General features: G+C 58.1%; 17 protein-coding genes, 3 tRNA genes and 1 other RNA gene. 10 read left to right on the plus strand and 11 right to left on the minus strand.

The window, feature by feature from the left end; all coding sequences use genetic code 11:
- Window positions 1-74 precede the first annotated feature (74 nt).
- On the plus strand, window positions 75-2,936 hold the full coding sequence (rcsC, locus tag ACJ8HT_RS01130; RefSeq protein ID WP_197652412.1) for a two-component system sensor histidine kinase RcsC: 2,862 nt from the start codon (window positions 75-77) through the stop codon (window positions 2,934-2,936).
- A 61-nt stretch (window positions 2,937-2,997) separates the two neighbouring features.
- Here rcsC and rcsB read toward each other — a convergent pair whose 3' ends face one another.
- The 4 genes from rcsB to ACJ8HT_RS01150 are packed head-to-tail and all read right to left on the minus strand — an operon-like array spanning window position 2,998 to window position 7,977.
- The gene (gene rcsB, locus ACJ8HT_RS01135; RefSeq protein ID WP_004935900.1) at window positions 2,998-3,648 is read right to left on the minus strand and encodes a response regulator transcription factor RcsB; all 651 of its coding nucleotides are present in this window, start codon (window positions 3,646-3,648) and stop codon (window positions 2,998-3,000) included.
- Complete coding sequence (gene rcsD / locus ACJ8HT_RS01140; protein ID WP_197652413.1) at window positions 3,641-6,343, minus strand: phosphotransferase RcsD; 2,703 nt, start codon at window positions 6,341-6,343, stop codon at window positions 3,641-3,643. The genes rcsB and rcsD overlap by 8 nt, the downstream gene beginning before the upstream one ends.
- Window positions 6,344-6,363: 20 nt before the next feature.
- Window positions 6,364-7,518 (minus strand): MFS transporter, encoded by a 1,155-nt coding sequence (locus ACJ8HT_RS01145; RefSeq protein ID WP_197652414.1) that lies wholly within the window; start codon window positions 7,516-7,518, stop codon window positions 6,364-6,366.
- A 54-nt stretch (window positions 7,519-7,572) separates the two neighbouring features.
- Window positions 7,573-7,977 carry a DUF4186 domain-containing protein gene (locus ACJ8HT_RS01150; protein ID WP_376787977.1) on the minus strand — a complete coding sequence of 135 codons (405 nt, stop codon included), beginning with the start codon at window positions 7,975-7,977 and terminating at the stop codon, window positions 7,573-7,575.
- 698 nt (window positions 7,978-8,675) lie between these two features.
- Here ACJ8HT_RS01150 and ompC point away from each other — a divergent pair.
- Both ompC and ACJ8HT_RS01160 read left to right on the plus strand, forming a co-directional pair.
- Window positions 8,676-9,806, plus strand: a complete 1,131-nt coding sequence (gene ompC / locus ACJ8HT_RS01155) for a porin OmpC (RefSeq protein ID WP_049200197.1) — start codon at window positions 8,676-8,678, stop codon at window positions 9,804-9,806.
- A 150-nt stretch (window positions 9,807-9,956) separates the two neighbouring features.
- A complete protein-coding gene (locus ACJ8HT_RS01160; protein WP_047730203.1) occupies window positions 9,957-10,373 on the plus strand; it encodes a VOC family protein in 417 nt (138 codons plus the stop codon).
- Here ACJ8HT_RS01160 and ACJ8HT_RS01165 read toward each other — a convergent pair.
- Window positions 10,367-10,945 (minus strand): TetR/AcrR family transcriptional regulator, encoded by a 579-nt coding sequence (locus ACJ8HT_RS01165; RefSeq protein WP_197652681.1) that lies wholly within the window; start codon window positions 10,943-10,945, stop codon window positions 10,367-10,369. The genes ACJ8HT_RS01160 and ACJ8HT_RS01165 overlap by 7 nt on opposite strands.
- A 107-nt stretch (window positions 10,946-11,052) precedes the next feature.
- Between ACJ8HT_RS01165 and ACJ8HT_RS01170 the strand changes: the two genes are divergently transcribed.
- The 4 genes from ACJ8HT_RS01170 (at window position 11,053) to ACJ8HT_RS01185 (ending at window position 12,304) form a co-directional block, all read left to right on the plus strand.
- Window positions 11,053-11,520, plus strand: coding sequence for a nuclear transport factor 2 family protein (locus tag ACJ8HT_RS01170; RefSeq protein ID WP_025303631.1), 468 nt, complete (start codon window positions 11,053-11,055; stop codon window positions 11,518-11,520).
- 127 nt (window positions 11,521-11,647) lie between these two features.
- Window positions 11,648-11,977, plus strand: coding sequence for an osmotically-inducible lipoprotein OsmE (gene osmE / locus ACJ8HT_RS01175; RefSeq protein WP_123895499.1), 330 nt, complete (start codon window positions 11,648-11,650; stop codon window positions 11,975-11,977).
- A 157-nt stretch (window positions 11,978-12,134) separates the two neighbouring features.
- Window positions 12,135-12,222, plus strand: a tRNA-Ser gene (locus ACJ8HT_RS01180).
- Between the two features lie 6 nt (window positions 12,223-12,228).
- Window positions 12,229-12,304: transfer RNA gene (locus tag ACJ8HT_RS01185), tRNA-Thr, on the plus strand.
- A 135-nt stretch (window positions 12,305-12,439) separates the two neighbouring features.
- On the opposite strand, the gene ACJ8HT_RS01190 is transcribed toward ACJ8HT_RS01185, so the two are convergent.
- The 4 genes from ACJ8HT_RS01190 to ttrS all read right to left on the minus strand — a co-directional run bounded on the left by ACJ8HT_RS01190 (window position 12,440) and on the right by ttrS (window position 16,620).
- On the minus strand, window positions 12,440-13,588 hold the full coding sequence (locus ACJ8HT_RS01190) for an acyltransferase family protein (protein WP_197652415.1): 1,149 nt from the start codon (window positions 13,586-13,588) through the stop codon (window positions 12,440-12,442).
- A 369-nt stretch (window positions 13,589-13,957) separates the two neighbouring features.
- A complete protein-coding gene (locus ACJ8HT_RS01195) occupies window positions 13,958-14,203 on the minus strand; it encodes a DinI family protein (protein ID WP_038876344.1) in 246 nt (81 codons plus the stop codon).
- 91 nt (window positions 14,204-14,294) lie between these two features.
- A complete protein-coding gene (gene ttrR, locus ACJ8HT_RS01200; RefSeq protein ID WP_194572927.1) occupies window positions 14,295-14,894 on the minus strand; it encodes a tetrathionate respiration response regulator TtrR in 600 nt (199 codons plus the stop codon).
- Window positions 14,869-16,620 (minus strand): tetrathionate respiration histidine kinase TtrS, encoded by a 1,752-nt coding sequence (gene ttrS, locus ACJ8HT_RS01205; RefSeq protein ID WP_197652682.1) that lies wholly within the window; start codon window positions 16,618-16,620, stop codon window positions 14,869-14,871. Before ttrS ends, ttrR begins: the two co-directional genes overlap by 26 nt.
- A gap of 196 nt (window positions 16,621-16,816) precedes the next feature.
- Between ttrS and ttrB the strand changes: the two genes are divergently transcribed.
- Genes ttrB through ttrA form a run of 3 tightly spaced genes read left to right on the plus strand, consistent with a single transcriptional unit; the run spans window position 16,817 to window position 21,640 of the window.
- The gene (gene ttrB / locus ACJ8HT_RS01210; RefSeq protein ID WP_197652416.1) at window positions 16,817-17,554 is read left to right on the plus strand and encodes a tetrathionate reductase subunit TtrB; all 738 of its coding nucleotides are present in this window, start codon (window positions 16,817-16,819) and stop codon (window positions 17,552-17,554) included.
- Window positions 17,551-18,576 (plus strand): tetrathionate reductase subunit TtrC, encoded by a 1,026-nt coding sequence (ttrC, locus tag ACJ8HT_RS01215; protein WP_197652417.1) that lies wholly within the window; start codon window positions 17,551-17,553, stop codon window positions 18,574-18,576. Before ttrB ends, ttrC begins: the two co-directional genes overlap by 4 nt.
- On the plus strand, window positions 18,569-21,640 hold the full coding sequence (ttrA, locus tag ACJ8HT_RS01220) for a tetrathionate reductase subunit TtrA (RefSeq protein WP_197652418.1): 3,072 nt from the start codon (window positions 18,569-18,571) through the stop codon (window positions 21,638-21,640). Before ttrC ends, ttrA begins: the two co-directional genes overlap by 8 nt.
- 47 nt (window positions 21,641-21,687) lie before the next feature.
- Here ttrA and ACJ8HT_RS01225 read toward each other — a convergent pair.
- Window positions 21,688-21,817, minus strand: a non-coding RNA gene (locus ACJ8HT_RS01225) — RtT sRNA.
- Window positions 21,818-21,851: 34 nt separating this feature from the next.
- Window positions 21,852-21,928: transfer RNA gene (locus tag ACJ8HT_RS01230), tRNA-Pro, on the minus strand.
- Between the last annotated feature and the right edge of the window lie 17 nt (window positions 21,929-21,945).

The following is a 21,945-nucleotide window of genomic DNA, read 5'->3' on the forward strand; positions in this document are numbered from 1 at the left end:
AATTGGCGCACCGAGCCGCCGGCCGAAGCGCCGGCGACAACGCGCGCCGCCACTGACTTTCGTATGGTATCCGATTGAAATATTTAGCCTCTTTTCGAACTACGCTGAAGATATCCCGCTATCTGTTCCGGGTGCTGGCGATTTTGCTGTGGTCGTTGGGAGCGCTGCTCACCACCTTTTATATTCTGAATATCCTGCATCAGAAAGAGTCGGACATTCGGCAGGAATACAATCTCAACTTCGATCAGGCGCAGGGCTACATCCGCCATTCCGCCGACATCATCCGCGACATCAAGTATATGGCGGAGAACCGTCTCAACGGTTCAGTCAGCAGCCTGGACATGTTCAGCGGCGTGTTCCCCGGTAAGGGCAGCCCGCCGCAATTCTTTCCGCTGTACCCGGAGTCCAACTGCGCGCTGAGCACCACCTACCGCAGTTCGCTCGATTCGTTGAGCGGGTTGATCCAGTATTGGAAAGAGAACTTCGTGGCGGCCTACGATCTCAACCGGGTGTTCTTCATCGGTGGCGACAGCCTCTGTTTAGCGGAGTTTGGCGGTGGCAACGCGGTCGCCAACCGGGAAAACATGCTGAAATTGTTGCATGAGCGCATTCTGAAATACCGTAACGCCAAGAGTTTGGACAAAGACAACAACCTGTATTGGATCAGCCCGAGTGCGCAACGGCCAGACGTCGGTTATCTGTATGTGCTGGCGCCGATCTATATAGGCAACAAGTTGGAGGCGTTGCTGGGCATCGAGCAAACTGTCCGGTTGGAAGATTTCGTCACCGCCGGCAACCTGCCGATCGGTGTCACGCTGTTGGATGAGAACAATGAGCCGGTACTGCGCCTGGCGGATGGCGATCGCTATGCGGCTTCGCTCAACAGCTATCCTGAAGAGCATGCCTACTTCGGCTATGTCGACAATTACCGCGACCTGGTTTTGAAGAAAGCGCTGCCACCTTCTTCACTGAGCATCGTCTATGCGTTGCCGGTGAAAAGCGTGGTGGAACGCTTCAAAATGCTGATCCTCAATGCGCTGCTGCTTAACCTGCTGTCGGCCATCGTGCTGTTCACGCTGGCGTGGCTGTTTGAGCGCAAGATGTTCCTGCCGGCGGAGGACAACGCCTTCCGTCTGGAAGAGCACGAGCAATTCAACCGCAAGATCGTCGCTTCGGCGCCGGTGGGCATCTGTATCCTGCGCATCAGCGACGGCACCAATATTCTGAGTAATGAGCTGGCGCACAACTATATCAATTTGTTGACCCACGAAGATCGCGACCGCATTACGCGCATCATTTGCGAGCAGCAGGCGAATTTCGTCGATGTGATGACCAGCAACAACAACAACCTGCAGATCAGCTTTGTCCACTCGCGCTACCGTAACGAAGAGGTGGCGATTTGCGTGCTGGTGGACGTCAGCGCTCGCGTGAAGATGGAAGAGTCGTTGCAGGAGATGGCGGCGGCGGCGGAGCAGGCCAGCCAGTCCAAATCGATGTTCCTGGCCACCGTCAGCCATGAGCTGCGCACGCCGCTGTACGGCATTATCGGCAACCTCGATTTGCTGCAAACCAAGGCGCTGCCGCAAGGGGTCGATCGGCTGGTCAATGCGATGAACAACTCTTCCGGCCTGCTGCTGAAAATCATCAGCGATATTCTCGATTTCTCCAAAATCGAGTCCGAGCAGCTGAAGATAGAACCGCGCGAGTTCTCCTGCCTGGAGGTGATCACCCATATCGCCGGTAACTATTTGCCGCTGGTGGTGAAGAAACGTCTGGGGCTGTACTGCTTTATCGAACAGAACGTGCCGGAGCGCATTTTCGGCGATCCGGTGCGGCTGCAGCAGGTGCTCTCCAACCTGGTGAACAACGCCATCAAGTTCACCGATACCGGCTGTATCGTGCTGCAGGTCTGCACCCGCGGCAGCTATCTGGAGTTCAGCGTGCGCGATACCGGCGTCGGTATTCCGGAGAAGGAAATTTCGCGCCTGTTCGATCCGTTCTTCCAGGTGGGCACCGGCGTGCAGCGCCATTTCCAGGGAACCGGCCTGGGGTTGGCTATCTGTGAGAAACTGATCAACCTGATGGACGGCGATATCGCCGTCGAGTCCGAACCGGGTCTGGGCAGCTTGTTCAGTATCCGCATTCCGCTGTTCAACGCTCAGTTCCCCATCCCGCAGGCCAGCGATACCTGGCAGGGCCGTCGGCTGTGGCTGGATATCCGTAATCAGCGGCTGGAAAGTTACCTGATGGCGATTCTGGGGGGCTACGGTGCTGATATCCAGCGCTATGACGGGCAGGAGACCGCCGCCGGAGAGGTGATGCTCAGCGATCATCCGCTGATGTTGGACACGCCGCTGCTGGCTCAGATCCAATTCTCCACCGAGCATATCGGCCCATCGCTGGAAACCAGGCCGGGTTATTGGATGCACAGCACCTCCACGCCGCGAGAAACGCTGAGCTTGCTCAACCGGTTGTTCGGCGTCGGCAGCGGCACGGCAGAGGCGCTGGCGCAGCTGCCGGTGCCCGCCAAGGCCAGCGCGGCGGACAACGGTGATATTCATCTGCTGGTGGTTGACGATCATCCGATCAACCGTCGCCTGTTGTCCGATCAGCTGGGGTCGCTGGGATATCAGGTGGTGACCGCCAATGACGGTGTCGATGCGCTCGGCGTGTTGAAACAACACCACGCCGATATTGTGCTGACCGACGTCAATATGCCGAACATGGACGGCTATCGCCTGACGCAGGAGCTGCGACAGATGCAGTTCAGCGCGCCGGTGATCGGCGTGACGGCGAACGCGCTGGCGGAAGAGAAGCAGCGCTGCCTCGAGGCGGGTATGGATAACTGCCTGTCGAAACCGGTCACGTTGGAGACGCTGGAACAGACGCTGGCTTACTACAGCCAACGGGTACGCTACAGCCGCAGCGAGGATTGAAAAGCAAACAGGCACGGCGAATGCCGTGCCTGTTTGGCGCTAACCTGCCGTGAGGCGGGATTTAGTCTTTGTCCAACGGCGTCATGCTGACGGAGGAGAGGTAGTTGAGCAGGGCGATGTCGTTCTCGACGCCCAGCTTCATCATCGCCGATTTCTTCTGGCTGCTGATGGTTTTGATGCTGCGGTTGAGTTTCTTGGCAATTTCGGTCACCAGGAAACCTTCGGCGAACAGGCGCAGCACTTCGCTCTCTTTCGGCGACAGGCGTTTGTCGCCATAGCCGCTGGCGCTGATCTTCTCCAGCAGTTTAGAGACGCTTTCCGGCGTGAATTTCTTGCCTTTCTGCAGGGCGGCCAGCGCCTTCGGCAGATCGGTCGGCGCGCCTTGTTTCAGCACGATGCCTTCGATATCCAGATCCAATACCGCACTCAGGATCGCCGGGTTGTTGTTCATGGTCAGCACGATGATCGACAACTGCGGATAGTGGCGCTTGATGTATTTAATCAGCGTGATGCCGTCGCCATACTTGTCACCCGGCATCGACAGATCGGTGATCAGCACGTTGGCGTCCAGCTTGGACAGATTGTTGATCAGTGCGGTTGAGTCTTCGAACTCCCCAACGACATTCACCCATTCAATTTGCTCAAGTGACTTCCGGATGCCAAACAGTACGATAGGATGGTCATCAGCAATAATTACGTTCAGGTTATTCATGTTGTTGGCTACCTTGCTTCAGCAGTCTGCTGACGAAAAAATCAATCTGACTGATGTTATTCTCGATCTCGGGCGCATCACCTTCTGCGATGCGCTGTTCTAACGATTCACACAACTGCTTGCCGGGAAGCAGATTTAACATGGCAAACACGCCTTTCAGGCGGTGTGCGGTTTGTGACAGCGCATTGAAATCACTGCTGCCCGCCTCAGTATACAGTTTTTTGACATCGTCGGGTACTGTATCGACAAACAGCCCATAGTAATCACTTGATTTCAATTGTTTTTCATAGAGTTGGATATCTTCTGAGCTCAATGAAAGCGGGCTTTCTTCCTGTTCCAGCGCGGCCATTTGCTGTTCGATCAGCATCAGCACGGCGTCGATTAATGCGCCGTTCAGATTATAGTTCACCCGAATGTAGCGTTTATCCAGCGCTTGCCAGCCCGGCTCATCGGTCGCCAACAACAGGGTGTAGTCATCGGCGCGCTGCGGGTTATCGGTCAGCAGCACGTCATAATCGCGGTTGACCGCGCGATCTTCGGCGACGAGACAGTCGGCGCCGTAGGCCTGCAGCAGACGGGTCACGATACCGCGCACTTCATCCGACGTGACGTCCAGCAGGGCGGTGACGCCGTCGAGCAGCTTTTCCTGCTCCTGTGGCTCTTTTTTCTCCATCTCCATGGCGACGCGAATGGTATAGCGAGTGCCGATATCCGCCTTGCTGCGAATGTCCAACTGGCCATTAAGCTTTTTGCACAGCTGGTTGCACAGGAAGAAGGTGAGCCCAGAACCGTGGTTGAAGCGGTCCACCAGCGTCTGGCTGAGGAAGGGATAGTTGAGGTTGCTGATCTCTTCGTTGGAGATGCCGGAGCCGGTGTCGTTGATTTGGAAAATCAGGCGATCCGGGTGCTCGGGCTCATGGTCGACAACCAGGGAAATCTTGCCGCAGGCGGTGGTGATAATGGCGTAATGCACCAACAGCGCGATCACTTTGCGCAGCGCGTTGGCATCGCCGATATAGTTCTGCTCGACGTCCAGCTGGAAATGCTTGAACAGCGCCAGCCCCTTCTGGTTGAGGGCGGGCAGGGCCTCCAACAGCAACTCGTCGACCATCGCCGCCGGGTTGAACGGTTCGCGCGTAGGTTGCCAGTCCTGGGTTTCCAGCCGGGTCAGCAGGGTAATGTTATCGATCAAACCCAGCACCGAAGCCGACTCCGCGGTCAACTGGCCCAGCAGCGCCTGCTGCTGCTCCTCATCCGGCCGGTTGCGCAGACGATCGACCAGATCGTGCATCTGGCGTACCGGCTGATTGAGCTCGATGCCCAGGTTGTGCAGCATCAGCTTGCGTGCCTGAACGTTCTTGTCGTATTCGCGCCGCGCCTGCTGCAGCCGCTTGTTCACCATCACCTCTTTATCCTGATCGTGCATCAGGAACAGGTAGATGTCCGGCGACAGCTGGCTGCGGAAGATACGGATTTCATACACTTCATTGTTGACCGTCGCCTGGATCACCCCGTGATGCTGTTCGGCCATATGGGCGATTTTTTGCAGGCTTAGGTGCGGCAGCAGGTGTTCGGCGATTTTGTTGCTGGCGATCACCGTATTGTTGGCGAAGCTGTAGACAAGCAGGCCGGAAGGCAGGCTGGAGACGATCTCCTGATTCAGTGCGCGCTCGGCTTCCAGCTCTACCGCCATGTTTTCGCTCGGGCGAATGTACTGGCGGCGGATAAAGTAGATGCTCAGCATCGACAGCGCCAGCAGCAGCAGGTTGATCGCGATCAGCCAGATGTTGTTGCGCAGCAGATCGATGGCCAGATTGATGGCCGAAACGCGATACACCACCTTCAGCGGCGCATTGGGCAGGGCGGCGCTGAACTCGACCCAACCGCCGCTCATCGTCGCATGGGTACCGAGAGCCGTTTCCGCCGGAATGGCGCTGTCGTCGAGATCGACATCGTCCGGCAGCAGCAAGAAATTGGCGCGGGCCAGATTGGCCGGAATGATGTCGTTAATCGGCAAATCGAAGGCGATCACCGTCGCCAGATGTCCCGGCTGATTAAAGGTGGTGCGAATCGAGAACGAATAGGCGTTCTGGAAACGCTGCTTGCGCAGATCGGAAAAGCTCTCGCGCTCGTCGAGCATGTTGGCCTGTTGCAGCATCTCGGCGCGGCGTTCGTCCGCCGAGGTGGTCAGGTAGCTCTCTCGAAATCGCGAAGCCAGCTCTTTGAGCGGCTGGGTGGTGATCAGACTGAGGCTGTTGTCCTGGCCATTGAGGTAATACATGGCGTAGTTCTCGGTCTTGGCACCCCAGCGGGTGTCCAGGTAGTCCGAGATGTTGGCGATCATTGCCAGCGTGTTCTCGTCATGGCTGCCGAAGATCACCGCGTCGGTTTTCTTGTGCGGCTTCTCGACATAATAGACGTCGGGCCGCAGGCGGGTTTCCTGCAAACCGGGATCGCTATTCTGTGCCGGCGCATTGCCGAATTTGTCATAGACCTGGTAGGTCATATAGCGGTAGGTATCAATACGCTTTTGCAGCGAACCGGCAATGCTGTTCAGCGTGTACTTCTTTTCCGCCAGCCAGGCGTTGGTGTAGTTGTAACCATACAGGCTAATGCCGATCGTCAGCAGCACGATAAACAGCAGGAAGCAGCGGGTAATGTTGCTGGAGCTGATGGTCAGTTGTTTATTTTGCATAGTGGCTGCGCATTCCTGAATCAGCGAGTGACGGCCTTGGCGCTGGCGGTTACCGCCAACAGCAGGGCGGCTACGCAGGCGAAAGCCACCGTCAGGCTGGAAAACTGAGCGATAAAGCCGATCAGCGCCGGGCCGGCCAGAATGCCGGCATAGCCGACGGTGGTGACGGAGGCGATCGCCAAATTGGCCGGCATGTCGCGCTGGTTGCCCGCCGCGCTGAACAGGATCGGCACGACGTTCGAGGCGCCCAGGCCGACCAGCATGAAACCGACCAGCGACACGGTAGCGTGATTGAAGGCGATGGCCAGGCTCAGACCGAGTGCGGCGCACAGGCTGCCCAGCAGCAGCACCCGGTAGCGGCCCAGCGAGTTCACCACCCGATCGCCATTGAGCCGGCCGAGCGTCATGGTGATGGAAAACAGCGCATAGCCCAGGCCGGCCTGACTATGCTCGATGCCGCGCAACGTGGTGAGGAACAGCGCGCTCCAGTCGAGCATCGATCCTTCCGCCAGAAACATGATAAAGCACAGGATGCCGATGAACATCACCCAGCCGCGCGGCAAGACGAACATCGGCCCGCCGTCGTCGGCGCCGCTCTCACGCAGCAGATGGCGGCTGGCGAGCGCCAGCAGCACTATCACCGCCAGTACGGTAAGTAGGATGGATTGCAGCGGCGTCAGCCCCAGCCACAGCAGCGCGCTGACGCCACCGGCGCCGGCAATGCCGCCGATGCTGAAGAAACCGTGAAAACCGGACATCATCGCCTTGCCGCTGGCGCGCTCGACGATCACCGCCTGAACGTTCATCGCCACGTCGATCATGCCGATCGCTGCCCCGAATAGCAGCAGCGCCACGGCCATGCCGCCGAGGGAATCCATCAGCGCCAGCAGCGGCAGATCGATGCATAACCCGAGCCCCGCCATCAGGATCACCGCGCGGCAGCCCAGTTTGCCGGTCAGGAAACCGGTCAGCGGCATCGCCAGCATGGAACCGGCACCGATACAGAGCAGCAACAGGCCGAGCGAGCCGTCATCGATACCGATGCGCGTTTTGGCGAAGGGCACCAGCGGCGCCCAGGCGGCCATGCCGAGACCGGCGACGAAAAAGGCCAGGCGGGTGGCGATCTGTTGAGGAACGCCGGGCGTTTGCTGTTCATTGCACAAGGTGGCTGTCATGTAAGCGTCAGGATCTTGGGTCAAAAGAGTGGCGAAAGTTACTGACAGTTTTTATCACAATCCGCGATCCGGGTCGAAAAGATTCGCGTTTGGTTCCTCTCTGGCACCGCCTCTGCGCACCAGCCACAGGGCGATCGCCTGGACTATATACGCCTTTTGCCGTTGGTCGAGCGCGATACCCTGCGGTATGCCGTGCCACTTTTCCAGGCAGCCGCGGCAGCAGGTGGCGGTGGCGTGTTGGGCGACAAACACCGGGTGGCCGCGCATCGGCGTTTGCTTACCGTCATTTTTAGGATGGGCGGCGGCCAGGCGACTGTCGATGAAATCGCGGGCATGGCTGAGGATCAGCGGCAATCCCTTGTCGTCGAGGTAGGTTTGGTCCTTGGCATTTAAACGGAAACGGGCGCGGAAGGGGGAGCTTTGCAGCCGCTGCCACAGCTCGTCGGGTTGAAAGGGCATCATAACTTTACTCGCTGAGGGTGAGCTTTTTTTCAGGCTATCAGAAGTGAAACTCCGCGGCTAATTATGCCTGCGGCGAGAAATAACGGACGGGATAAAGCACGAAATGAAAAGTAAGTTCAATTTGTAGACTAAAATAACAGAAAAGATTAGCAATTAGTGCGGAAGTGAATTAGTGAAACTATATCATGAGGTTATTTATTTGCTTGCTATTTGTACGGGCTGAAATTGTGAGGAGAGTGTGGAGGAAAATAAAAAACCGGCCAGAAGCCGGTTAAAGGAATGCTGAAATTATCTTCGGATAATGAAGGTAATAATGAAAATAATGATGATAGCGAGGTGATTATAGCGGCTACGTGCGGACAGCGTTTTGGCACAATGTGCTTATTGCCCGGTTCAATTGTATGGTTGCCTTTTTTTTCTTAAAGATATGTATAACTACATGATTTTTTATCAGTTAATCTATTCTTTGTCTTTAAGTGCTTTATTTTGTTTGTCTGTAAGGTTTTGTGAAAGTTCGCGCGCATTTACATTTTGAAACCTTTATTAATTACAATGAAACACTATCGGATACTTGGTATCATTTTCTTTCTGGATTAATATAACCCTTGTTACCAGAATGGTAATGCACAGTCGTGCTAATAATGCTCGAAAAGGGCAGTGGCCGTAGCTCGACATAATTAACGAGGATAATAACGATGAAACTTCGAGTACTCTCTCTGATGGTACCCGCACTGCTGGTTGCAGGCACAGCAGGCGCGGCGGAAATCTACAACAAAGACGGTAATAAACTGGATTTGTACGGTAAAGTCGACGGTCTTCACTATTTCTCCAGCAATGATGGCGCGGACGGCGATCAGTCTTATATGCGTTTTGGCCTGCGTGGCGAAACGCAAATCAGCGATCAGCTGACCGGTTACGGCCAGTGGGAATATCAGGCTAACCTGAACCACGCTGAAAACCAGGACAACAAGAACTTCACCCGTTACGGCTTCGCCGGTCTGAAATTCGGCGACTACGGTTCCTTCGACTATGGTCGTAACACCGGCGTGCTGTACGACGTCGCGGCTTACACCGACTTGCAGCCTGAGTTCGACGGCTCGACCTATGGCGCTGACCAGTTCATGTTCCAGCGCTCCAGCGGCCTGGCGACCTACCGTAACAACGGCTTCTTCGGTTTGGTTGACGGCCTGAACTTCGCCCTGCAGTACCAGGGTAAGAACGGCAGCCCAGAAGAAACCAACAACGGCCGTGATGTCCTGGGCCAAAACGGTGAAGGCTACGGCATGTCGATGAGCTATGACATGGGTTACGGCATCAGTGCCGCCGGTGCCTTCTTCAACTCTCGTCGTACCAGCGAGCAGAACGGCGGTGGCGGCTACCAGAACATCATGGGCCGCGGCGACAAGGCGGAAGGTTACTCCGGTGGCCTGAAATATGACGCCAACGACACCTACCTGGCCGTGATGTTCACCCAGTCCTACAACGCGGCGCGCTTCGGTAGCTCTACCAGCGATGCTTTCGGTTACGCCAACAAGGCGCAGAGCTTCGAAGCCTATGCGCACTACCAGTTCGACTTCGGTCTGCGTCCATTCGTGGGCTATAACCAGACCAAAGGTAAAGACCTGGGCCGCGCCGGTAACGGTAAGGACTACGGCGATGAAGATCTGGTCAAATTCGTTGACCTGGGCGCGACCTACTTCTTCAACAAAAATATGTCCACCTATGTTGACTACAAAATCAACCTGCTGGACAACAACGACTTCACCCAAGCTGCCGGTATCAACACCGACAACGTGGTTGCCGTGGGCCTGGTTTACCAGTTCTAAGCACCTCAGTGTGAACGTCATCGCGCGGCCTTCGGGCCGCGTTTTTTTTTGCCTGTAAAGCACGGATTGATCCGTTGTCGGCACGGGAAGCGCTTCGGCTAGCCCTCGCTCGGCCTACGCTGTCAGAACAGCAAACAGAGCGGAGGTAATATGGAACTCAAGATCGACAAGGTGATCGAAACGGTGCTATACGTCAGCGATATTGAACGCGCGGACGCCTTTTATCGAGAGGTGCTGCAACTGCCGGCGATGGTGGCCAACGAACGGTTTCGCGCCTATAACGTCGGCGATCGAAGCGTATTGTTGCTGTTTATTGAGGGCGATTCGCTACGCGGGGCGCACTATCCGACCGGGTTTATTCCCGCGCACGATGGCGTGGGGCCGGCGCATATCGGGCTGGCGGTAGCGAAAGACCAACTGCCGCATTGGGAACGGCATCTGATGGCCAACGGCGTGGAGATAGAGGGGCGGATGCGCTGGGAACACGGCGGGGAGAGCATTTATTTTCGCGATCCCGACGCTCATCTGCTGGAGTTGGTGACGCCGGGCATTTGGGCCAATTACTGATCGAACCCGCCTTGCGCCAACATGTTCAACGTAGCATTCAGCACCTGCAGCGCGGCCTGCGGTTGCCGCTCTATCTGCACTCTGACGATGGCGCCGTCGATCAGCATCGCCAACATCGCTGCGTGCTGTTCCCGCTGTGGGCCGGCGGGCAGGTGACGTGCCAGCTCGTCCGCCATCTGCCGCTTATGCTGGCTGGCGATGTGCAGGCTTTCCGGCAGCAGGTCGGCAAGTTCCACCGCCGTATTGATAAACGCGCAGCCGCGAAAGCGCGGATCGTCGAACCATTCCGCCAGGCAGGGCGCCAGCGCGGGCATCAACCTGCCGGCCTGCGCCACATGGCGGGCCAGCGATGTGCTGAACCAGGCTAGCCATTGCTGGTGGCGATAGGCCAAAAACGCCGTAATCAAGTCGTTCTTGCTGGGAAAATGGCGGTAAAACGTCACCTTGGTTACGCCAGATTCCTTGATGATGCGATCGATGCCGGTGGCGCGGATCCCCTCCTGATAAAACAGATCGTGCGCCGTCAGCAGGATGCGCTGGCGGGCGGGCAAGGCGTTGAGATCGGCGGTCATCATTTTCTCCTGGGCTATTTCCGAGTGATTGTAGACAACTCTGTCTACATGCGCTAGCGTAATGTTGTAGACAGAGTTGTCTACATGCCTTCACTCAGGAGATGAACATGAGCATTAAACCCCCATTGCCGCCTTTTACCCGCGAATCCGCCATCGAGAAGGTGCGGCTGGCGGAGGATGCCTGGAACAGCCGCGATCCCGAACGCGTATCGCAGGTATATTCCCTCGATACCCATTGGCGTAACCGCGCGGAGTTTGTCGACGGCCGCGCAGCGGTGGTCGGTTTTTTACAACGCAAATGGGCGAAAGAGTTGGAGTATCGGCTAATCAAGGAACTGTGGGCGTTTGATGGCGCGCGCATCGCGGTGCGCTTCGCCTATGAATGGCGCGACGATTCCGGCAACTGGTATCGCAGCTTCGGCAACGAAAACTGGGAGTTCAATCAGGAGGGGCTGATGATCAACCGCCATGCTTGTATCAACGATATGCCGATCCGCGAACAGGATCGGCGTTTTCACTGGCCGCTCGGCCGGCGGCCGGACGATGTCCCGGCCCTGAGCGATTTCGGTTTTTGAATCTGACGTCGCGCCCGTAATGGCCGCTCGTGAGAAAAAGCGCACCGATCGACAAAGGGGAATTTGTAGAAAAGCCTTTCCACTTCTAGACTTAGGGGACAACAAACGCACTCCAAGAGGACAAGCTATGACGAAGAAGTTGGTTTTGGCCGTCGGCACTGCGGCGGTATTTTCCATTCTTGCCGGCTGCACCGCCTATGACCGCGCAACCAGTTATGTCAATGAGCCGGTGGTCAGCGATGTCAAAGTAGGGATGACCAAGCAGCAGGTGCGGGCTATCGCCGGTCCGCCGTCGACGTCCGCCACGCTGGTTCATGCGCAGGGCACTTGCGACACCTATGCGGTGGCGCCGCGCGACGGCAAAGTGCAAACATACTTTGTCAGTTACAACGACACGGGCCATGTCATGAACAAGGGCTACCAAACCTGTTCAGACTACGATTCTCAGCCGAAATAATCGCGTTTCGGCCGACCCAAAAAGCCTCGCTTGCGCGGGGCTTTTCATTTTTTAAGCGTTTAAGGCCTGAAGTTTAGACAACCGCACCGGTTGTGCCATTTTTTTGCATGAAAACGATAGACATTTCATAACGGTATCGCTAATATCAGCGCCCATTGGAAGGATGGCCGAGTGGTTTAAGGCAACGGTCTTGAAAACCGTCGAGTGTAACAGCTCCCAGAGTTCGAATCTCTGTCCTTCCGCCAAATTCAGCCGGCTTAGCTCAGTAGGTAGAGCAACTGACTTGTAATCAGTAGGTCACCAGTTCGATTCCGGTAGCCGGCACCATGATAAAAGCCCCAGCAGCGATGCTGGGGCTTTTTGCTATGGATTTTTTTTACTGGAAGCGCCACGAGAAGGAGTTTCTCAGGTGGCGCTGAAGCTAACCGATAAGCAGCCATCAGATTGAGTGTCGATAGGCAATTACCGTAGCGCGACAGCTTTCGCTTGGTTGCGGCTAATAAGCATTTTGCCGAGTTTGATACCTGGTTTCTCAACAAAGTGGTACAGCAACGTTGCGATACCATAGGTGAGCGGGAGAATGATTCCTGATGCAACAATGAACCGCATCACTGACGAAAGTTCAGCAAATGATGTGTTTGAGAGCAAATAGGCAACGACCGGTAGGACTATCAATAGGTGGAGCAAATAGACTGAGTATGAGACATCTCCCAGAAATACGCTGAAACGGTTTGTCAGGCACCAGCGAGGCAAGCGCAGCACGCGTGACCACTTACTCTCTTTACTCCTGGCCCAAAGCATCGTGACCATCATTAAGATAAGACCTATTTGAGCGAGCAAATGGTATTTATTCAATTCGTTTGGCAGATACGCGCTACCCAGTACGGTTAATAAAGCAAAAACGACATAGCGAACACTCTTACTTCGGATTGATTCAGCCATCAGCATGCCCCCAATAAATAAGTTCAGCTTTATGAGGATCATGGAGGGCATGGGGAATGCAGCAAAGTAGTCCGGTACTAAAAATTTGGTGAGTCCGCACAGCAAGACAACCGCGAGGTATGCACGGGCAAATCCCAGTTTCAAGACTGTCAACATGATGAATGGAAAAAGTAAATAGAACTGCATTTCCAAACCGATGCTCCAGTCGGGGAGCACCGTATTGAAGGAGTAATCAGGCAGAAAGCCAAACATAAAGGTGACGTGCGTAAATACATTCAAGAATGAATGATCGCTATAGCGTGAGCTGTTGGTTTGCGTTTCGCTGTAGAAGTGGCCAATGATGTCTCTGGCCTCACCGAAGTAGCTACCAAATACAATTGCCGCAGCCAATAAGACGTAGTAAAGAGGCGCGATGCGAAAGAACCGCCGAGTCCAAAATTTTTTGAAAGTCGACACGTCGGTCCAGGGTTCCTGTTCCTTACGCTCAACATAATTTTTGGCCATTAAGTAGCCAGAAAGCAGGATGAATAGATCTACGCCGATAGCAGGGACAGAAAGAATAGGGAGATGGAAGCAGGTTAAAATGCAGATATGACCCAAAACAACCCAAAGAGATGCCAAACCACGCAATCCTTCAAGTTCCTGTGACCACTTTTTAGCAGGTTGCATAAGGAAAAACCTCTAAATAAATTTTCATTAATTATTACAATGGGTTGGTGAGGTTTTAGATAGTATAGCATGGGATGTGCTATGGGGTTAGTTGGCAAATTCTGAATGTAAGACGCATAGAGTCTGGAATTTTTCGCTGCCATGAACCTTGAAACTATTCACTTATGCGAGCGATAGTCGGCGAGTGGCATATATATATGAGGACTGCGTACCCAGCCGTAAGCCCCGTGATTTTTGAAAGTCTTCATTTCTCAGAAGGAGAGCAAGATACTGTAGTCGATAGATAAGTATGCTGTCTTGTTCGTATAAAACAGCCTACTGATGCTAGGTTCAGGCTTGGCTACTCTTCGGGGGCTACGTTGAGGCTGCTTAGCAAATATCCGTGACCAGCCACTGATCCGCTTCTTCGAACATCTCTTCCAACATTCGGTTCAGCTTCTCACGATCGCTTTTGCTGGCGTCGGAGTTCAGGCCGTTGGCCTGCATCGGTTTTACGCGCACTTCGGCTTCAGGAAACAGCGCATGCACGCGTTTTTCCAGCTCGTTGCGAATAATCTCGGCGGCGTTGGGTAGCCCAGCGACGTTGCGCTTGTCGTACACTAATTCTACAAACATGACGCACCTGTAAATACTGATTTAATGTACAGTATTCTGGCCTGAGGAAGGCCGGTTGGCAAGAGTGGGAAAGCAATTTTGCATGAGGCGTTCATTCTTGCGCTGTGCGCGACCAAGCCTGCAGCTGAATCACTAATTCGGCGAGGCTGGCGGCCTGCATTTTTTCCATGACTTTCGCCCGGTGAACCTCCACGGTGCGCAGCGCGATATTCAGCTGCTCCGCCATTTCCCGATTCATCATACCCCGCACCACCAGATGTGCGATCTCGCGTTCTTTCGGCGTGAGCGTGCGGTAGCGGCCGAGGGTTTCATGGCGCTGCCAGGCCTCGGCGGAGATGTTCTTCGCCCGTTCAAGGGCGGCAATCAGCGGCTCCGCGGCGATCGGTTTTTGCAGGAAGTCCACTGCGCCGTACTTCATCTGCTCCACCGCCATCGGCACGTCACCATGGCCGGACAAGAACACCACCGCCAGCGTGCTGCCGCGCTGGCGCAACTCCCCGTAAACCTGGTGGCCATCGAACTTCGGCATCCGCATGTCCAGCAAGACGATCCCGATCTGAAACAGGTCGGCCTGCGCCAAAAAGTCGGTGCTGTCATTCCAGCACTGCACGTCGTGGCCGAGGCTGGTCAGCAAAAAATGGCAGGCGTCTGTGACGGCGACGTCATCATCCACCAGATGAATTAGCGACATGGTTTTCCTCATCGTTCAATATGAAACGCAGCGTTACGCACAGCCCATTGCGGCTGTCGGGGGCGGGGCGGTTAGCCAGGTGGATTTCGCCGCCGCCATAGCGGGCCAGGCGTCGGCAAATAGCTAATCCCAACCCCATGCCGCCGGCTTTGGTGGTGTTGAAGGGGCGAAAAGCCTGTTCCAGCCCGGCCGTTGTCATGCCGCCCGCGTTGTCCTGCAGATGCAACTCGATCGTCCGTTCGCTCTGGGCGGCGGAAAGCCAGACGACGTTGGCCCCGGCCTGTGCCGCATTCAGCAGCAGGTTCGCCAGCAGCTGTTCCAGCAGCGCTGGCGGCAGGGTTATCGTCAGCGAAGGCGCCACGTTGTTGAACAGTTTCAGGTCGGGATAGCGCTGCGTCAGGCGCAGCAGCGCCCACACCTGCTCGGCGGTTTCGCTTACCGCAGCGGATCGCCAGCTCGATTGGTCTGTCGCCTCTGCGGTGGGCTGTGCCCATTGGCGCAGGTTATGAATCGTCTCGCCACCGCGCTGCGCCTGTCGGTCGATATTTTCCAGCGGCCCCAGCAGCGGATGCTCGGCGTCCGTTTTGCGCAGTTGGATCAGGCATCCCTGCGCATAGTGGCGAATAGCCGCCAGTGGTTGATTGAGTTCGTGTGCGAAGCCGGAGGCCATCTCCCCCAGCACGTTCAGCTGCCTGGCATTCTCCAGCGCCTGCTCCTGCCGCCGCAGTTGCTCTCCGGCATGGAGCAGCTGTCGCCCGCGCCGGCGTACCAGCAGCGCGATCCAGATATGGTTGACGATCATCAGCGCCAGCACCGCCAGCGACAGGCCGACGGCGGTCTGATGCTGGATCAGCCAGCTCTTGATATCCAGCCACAGCCGCCGCTGTTCCGGGTGCTGATTGACGGCGCGCAGCAGCGCTTCCACCTCGCTGGTCGATGCCGGTGCGCCCCACAGGAAGGGCGACTGCGGCGGCGCGGTCAGCAAGGCTCTTGCCACCGCATCCACCAGTGAGTTATCCAGGCCGGGCAGGGCGGCGAACGACCAGTTGGGGTAAAGCGGCGTGCTGGTAACACAGGGAACCGACGTGGCCTGTTGCAACAGCGGGCGAAAATCCGCCGGATTGATCAGGCCTTCCTTATCCATTTTCTCCAGCAGGCAGACGGGGACGATGGCGGCCTGAATGGCGCGTTCGCGCAACAGATAGAGCAGGGCGTCGGCAGGGAAACCGGTAAAGCGCAGGTGAAAATCGCGCTCGGGCCGTATGCCGGCGTCGCCGAGCGCCTTATAACCGGTCAGATAGCCGCCGAAGGCCTGCGGATCGATGGCGCCCACTGCTTTGCCCGTCAGCGCCTGCGGCGTCGTGATGCCGCTGTCGCGCCGCACCAGAATCACGCTGCCGATGATGTTGCCCGTTTCCCGATCGCCGTTGGCGGCGCGCAACGACGCCAGCCAGCGCAGGTGGTAGTGGCTGTTCAGCTGCACAAACTGCGCCGGATTAGTGACCACGAACTGTACGCTGCCCTGATTGACCGCCTCGCGCATTTGCGCCAGATCGAGCGGCTGCAGGCGAAAGCGTTCACCGCTGACGCTGCCGTTGAGCTTGTCGATCAGCGGCTGCCAGTCTCGCGCGGTCGCCGCATCGCCGCGCATCGCCAGCACGCCGACCGACCACTCTCCCGCTTGTGCCGCTGCCCCCCAACCGAAGGCGAACAGCAGTAATAACACGACCTTCACGGCCCCTCCTGGTGGGCGATCTGCCTGCCGTCACTTGTTTTAGATCAACGTTAGGTTCGGTATGTGGTTAACCACAATAGAGCTGAGCCCAATGCCATTTTTACACTGTAAATCATCGACATTGTTTATTCATCTAACGGGCATCAATAGCGTGATCGGGGTGATGCCCAGGGCGGGGGAAAGGCGCATGGATTTCGGTAAACGGCAGTTTTTGCAGCGGCTGGGCGTGTTGACGGCGGGGGCTTCGCTGATCCCCATGGCGGAAGCCGGGCTGACGTGGGCACCGATGCGGCGCGAGGGGGATATTCGCCGCCGCTACGCGATGCTAATCGACCTGCGGCGCTGCGTCGGGTGCCAGGCCTGTACCGTGAGCTGCGCCATTGAAAACCAGACGCCGCACGGTGAATTTCGCACCACGGTAAACCAGTATCAGGTCAGCCTCGAAGGCGAAGAGGTGGCGACCAACGTGCTGCTGCCCAGGCTGTGCAACCACTGCGACAACCCGCCCTGCGTGCCGGTATGCCCGGTGCAGGCCACCTTCCAGCGCGAGGACGGGATCGTGGTGGTCGACAACAAACGCTGCGTGGGGTGCGCCTATTGCGTGCAGGCCTGTCCGTACGATGCCCGTTTTATCAATCACGCCACCCAAACGGCGGACAAATGCACCTTCTGCGTGCACCGGCTGGAAGCGGGATTGCTGCCGGCGTGCGTGGAGTCGTGCGTGGGTGGGGCGCGGATCATCGGCGATATGCGCGATCCGCACAGCACTCTGAGCAAGCTGCTGCGGCGCCATGAGGGCGAGATCAAAGTCCTCAAGCCGGAGAACCAAACAGCGCCCCACGTCTTTTATCTGGGGTTGGATGACGCCTTCGTCACGCCGCTGCCGGGCCGGGCGCAGGTCGCCTTATGGGGGGAGGGACGATGAGCCGCCAACTGATGATCGCAGAAGTGCTGAGCCAACCGCAGGCGGTGAGCTGGCTGCCGTGGGCCGTGCAATATTTCTTCTTTATCGGCATCGCCGCCTGCGCCGCGCTGCTAGCCTGCGTGTGGCGCTGGCGTGGTGGGGATAGCGCCGCACATCTGGAGCGCACGGCGCTGTTTATTGGACTGACGTGCGCCATCACCGCGCCGCTGGCGTTAACCGCCGACCTGCATCAAACCGCCCGTTTCTGGCATTTCTACGCTTATCCGACGCCCTGGTCGTGGATGCCGTGGGGGGCGCTGTTCTTGCCGCTGTTTACCTTGTTGATCGGCCTGTGGTTTATCGCGATCGAATTTACGCGGCTGACGGGCAGGCGGGTGGCGCTGCTGCGTGGGATAGCGCCCGCTTGTGCGCTGGTAGCTATCGGCCTGCTGTTGTACACCGGGCGTGAGGTTTCCGTTGTGCGCGCCCGTCCCATCTGGTTCAGCTACGGATTTCCGATCGTGATGTTCCTCAGCGCGCTGCAGGCGCTCTTGGCCCTGCTGCTGTTGGCGATGCGCAAACGGCCCGGACTGCAAGCGCCGCTGGCGCGCGGGATGCTGCTGACGCTGTTGCTGCTCGGCGGGGCGATCCTGCTGTGGGTGTGCGGCGATACGCTATCCGGCGCGGCGGTACGCCACTGGCTGCAGACGCAGGTGACGGCACGTCAGTATGCCGCCGGGTGGATCGCGCTGTGGGCACTGGCGCTGGCGTGTGCCGCCTGGGCCGCCTATCGACGTTTGCCGCGCGGCAGCACGCTGCTGCTGGTGGCCGGCGCGCTGGGGCTGAGCTGGCTGATGCGCTGGACGCTGTTGATCGAGGTGCAAGCTATCCCGAAATACAACGCGTCTTATTCCCCCTATAACCTGCCGCTTGGTACCGATGGTTTGCTGGCGATCGTCGGCACCTTCGGGCTGTGGCTGGCGTTAATGATCATGGTGCGTGAAGCACAGGCGTTTTTACTGCGGAGAAAACAACATGGCTAAACTCACCCGGCGTCAGTGGTTGAAAGTGGGCCTGGCCTTCGGCGGATTGTCCGCTTTCGGCCTGAGTTATCGCGAGGTCGCGAAAAGGGCGATCGATGGTTTGATTCACGGCACCTCAGGGCGGGTGACGTTGGATCGCATCAACGGCAACTCCCTGCCGCCCGAAGGGCGGGCAATGCCGGAATGGCAAGGCAATCCGCAGCAGGCCATCTCGATGACCCAGTGTTTCGGCTGTTGGACGCAGTGTGGCGTGCGGGTACGGGTGGACAGGCAGACCGATCGGGTATTGCGTATTGCCGGCAACCCTTATCATCCGCTGTCTCAGGAACGGCACGTCGACTCGGCCTTGCCGCTGCAGGACGCGTTGGCGCAGCTGGGCGGAGAAAGCGGTCTTGACGCCCGTTCCACCGCCTGCGCGCGCGGCGCCACGCTGCTGGAGGGGCTTTACAGCCCGCTGCGCGTGCTGGAGCCGATGAAGCGCGTCGGCAAGCGCGGCGAGGGCAAGTGGCAACGCATCAGCTTCGAACAGCTGATCGCTGAAGTGGTGGAGGGCGGCGATCTGTTCGGCGAGGGGCATGTGGACGGCCTGCGGGCGATCCGCGATCTGGAAGCGCCGATCGACGCCCGGCGGCCGGGGTTGGGGCCGAGAGCCAACCAGCTGCTGGTGACCAACGCCGGTGACGACGGGCGCGACAGCTTCCTGCGGCGCTTCGCCCAGAACAGTTTCGGCAGCAAAAACTTCGGCGCGCACGGCGCTTACTGTGGGTTGGCCTACCGTGCCGGTTCCGGCGCATTGATGAACGATCTGGACAAGAACCCGCATGTGAAACCGGACTGGGAACAGGTCGAATTCGCGCTGTTTATGGGCACCTCGCCGGCGCAGTCCGGCAACCCGTTCAAGCGCCAGGCCCGGCAGCTGGCCAGCGCCAGATTGCGTGGCGAGTTCCGCTACGCGGTAGTGGCGCCGGCGCTGCCGCTCACCACCACGCTGGCGGACGATCATGGCCATTGGATCCCGATATTGCCGGGCACCGACTCGGCGCTGGCGATGGCGATGATCCGTTGGATCCTCGACAACCGGCGTTATCAGGCCGACTATCTCGCCATCCCGTCGGAGGCCGCCATGCAACGCGCCGGCGAGAAGAGCTGGACCAACGCCACGCATCTGGTGATCGCCGAGAGCGAGCACCCGCTGGCGGGGCAGCATCTGACGCTCGCTCATCTGAACGGCGCCGAGTCGGCGTCGCCGCTGGTGGTCAACGGCGCGGGGGAACTGGTGCCGGCCGAGGCGTGCGACCGTGCCGAGCTGTGGGTAACCCGTACGGTGACGCTGCACGACGGCGCGCAGGTGGCGGTGAAGAGCGGCTTCCAGTGCCTGAAAGAGGCCGCCGACAAACTGTCGCCGGAGGCGTACAGCCGGGAATGCGGCGTGCCGGTGGCGCGCATCGCGGCGTTGGCCGAGGCCTTTACCGCCCATGGGCGCAAGGCGGCGGTGATCGCCCATGGCGGGATGATGGCGGCAAACGGGTTTTACAATACGTGGTCGGTGATGATGCTCAATGTGTTGATCGGTAATCTGAGCCTGGCGGGCGGGGTGTTTGTCGGTGGCGGCAAATTCAACGGCTTTGCCGAGGGGCCGCGCTATAACCTGGTCGAGTTTCCCGGCCTGGTAAAACCGAAGGGGCTGAATATCGCGCGCAGCAAGGCCGCCTATGAAACCTCCGACGAATACCGCGAAAAAGTGGCGGCGGGTGTTTCACCTTGGCCGGCCAGGGCACCCTGGTATCCGTTCGTTGCCGGGCAGTTGACCGAGCTGCTGACATCGGCGCTGGCGGGGTATCCGTACGGGATCAAAGCCTGGATCTCGAACATGACCAACCCCCTGTACGGTATCGCCGGGTTGCGCGGCGTGGCGGAGGAACGATTGAAAGATCCGGCGCGTTTGCCGCTGTTTATCGCCATCGATGCGTTTATCAACGAAACGACGGCGTTGGCCGACTATATCATCCCGGATACCCATAACTTTGAGAGTTGGGGATTCAGCGCCCCCTGGGGCGGCGTCGCCAGCAAGGCCACCACCGCGCGCTGGCCGGTAGTGACGCCGGCGACCGCGAAAACGGCGCAAGGGCAGCCGATTTCCATGGAGGCGTTTTGCATCGCCGTCGCCAAACGCCTGGCGCTGCCAGGGTTCGGCGATCGCGCTATCGGCGACGGCCAGGGCGGGCTGCTGCCGCTCAACCGTGCTGAGGATTACTATCTGCGCGCTGCCGCCAACGTGGCGTTTGCCGGCAAGGCGCCGGTGCCGGCCGCGAGGGCGGAAGAGCTGGCGCTGTGCGGCGTCGATCGTTTGTTGCCGCAGCTTGCGCAGACGCTGCGCGCCGATGAAATCGATCGCGTGGCGTTTATCTACAGCCGCGGCGGCCGCTTCGCCGATCATGACAGCGGCCGCCGCGATGGCAGCGTGGGCAACCGTTGGGAGAAGCCGCTGCAGATCTGGAATGCGGAAGTGGCGAAGCACCGCCATGCGATCACCGGCGAGCGTTTCAGCGGCTGCCCCACCTGCTACCCGGCACGTTTGTCGGACGGCCGCGCGGTGGAAGAGCTCTACCCTGAGCGGCAGTGGCCGCTGCGGCTGATGTCCTTCAAATCCAATGTGATGAGCAGCTCCACCGTGGTGATCCGGCGCCTGCACGACGTGAAGCCGGTGAACCTGGTGGCCCTGAACCCGGCGGATGGGGTGCGTTTCGGCATTCAACACGGTGACTGGGTGAGCATCAGTACGCCGGGCGGCAGCCGGGAGGCGCAGATCAGTTTGCTGGCGGGGGTGATGCCCGGTGTGATCGCGGTGGAACACGGTTACGGCCACCGGGAGATGGGGGCCAGCCAGCACTACCTGGACGGCGAACCGCTGGCGATGGATGAGCGTATCGCCGCCGGCATCAACCTTAACGATTTGGGCTTTGCCGATCCGACGCGCGAAGTGCCGAACACCTGGCTGGATTGGGTGACCGGTGCGGCAGTGCGTCAGGGCATTCCGGCGGCGATCGTCAAACTTTCCGCGTAAACGGCAGACGAAAAAAAACCTGCTGTAACAGCAGGTTTTCTTGAACTTGGTCGGCATGAGAGGATTATGCGCATCTTCGATGCTTGCCCTGCGGGCCGTTGCTAAAGCAACGTGGTCTCACTGCGCTCGGCTCAAACCTCCTTCGGAGATTCTCATCCTCTCAGCGTGCAGACGAAAAAAAACCTGCTGTAACAGCAGGTTTTCTTAAATTTGGTCGGCATGAGAGGATTCGAACCTCCGACCCCCGACACCCCATGACGGTGCGCTACCAGGCTGCGCTACATGCCGACGCTATGAAAATTCAT

The sequence above is a fragment of the Serratia sp. CY44782 genome (assembly GCF_052168715.1).
Taxonomy (GTDB): domain Bacteria; phylum Pseudomonadota; class Gammaproteobacteria; order Enterobacterales; family Enterobacteriaceae; genus Serratia; species Serratia nevei.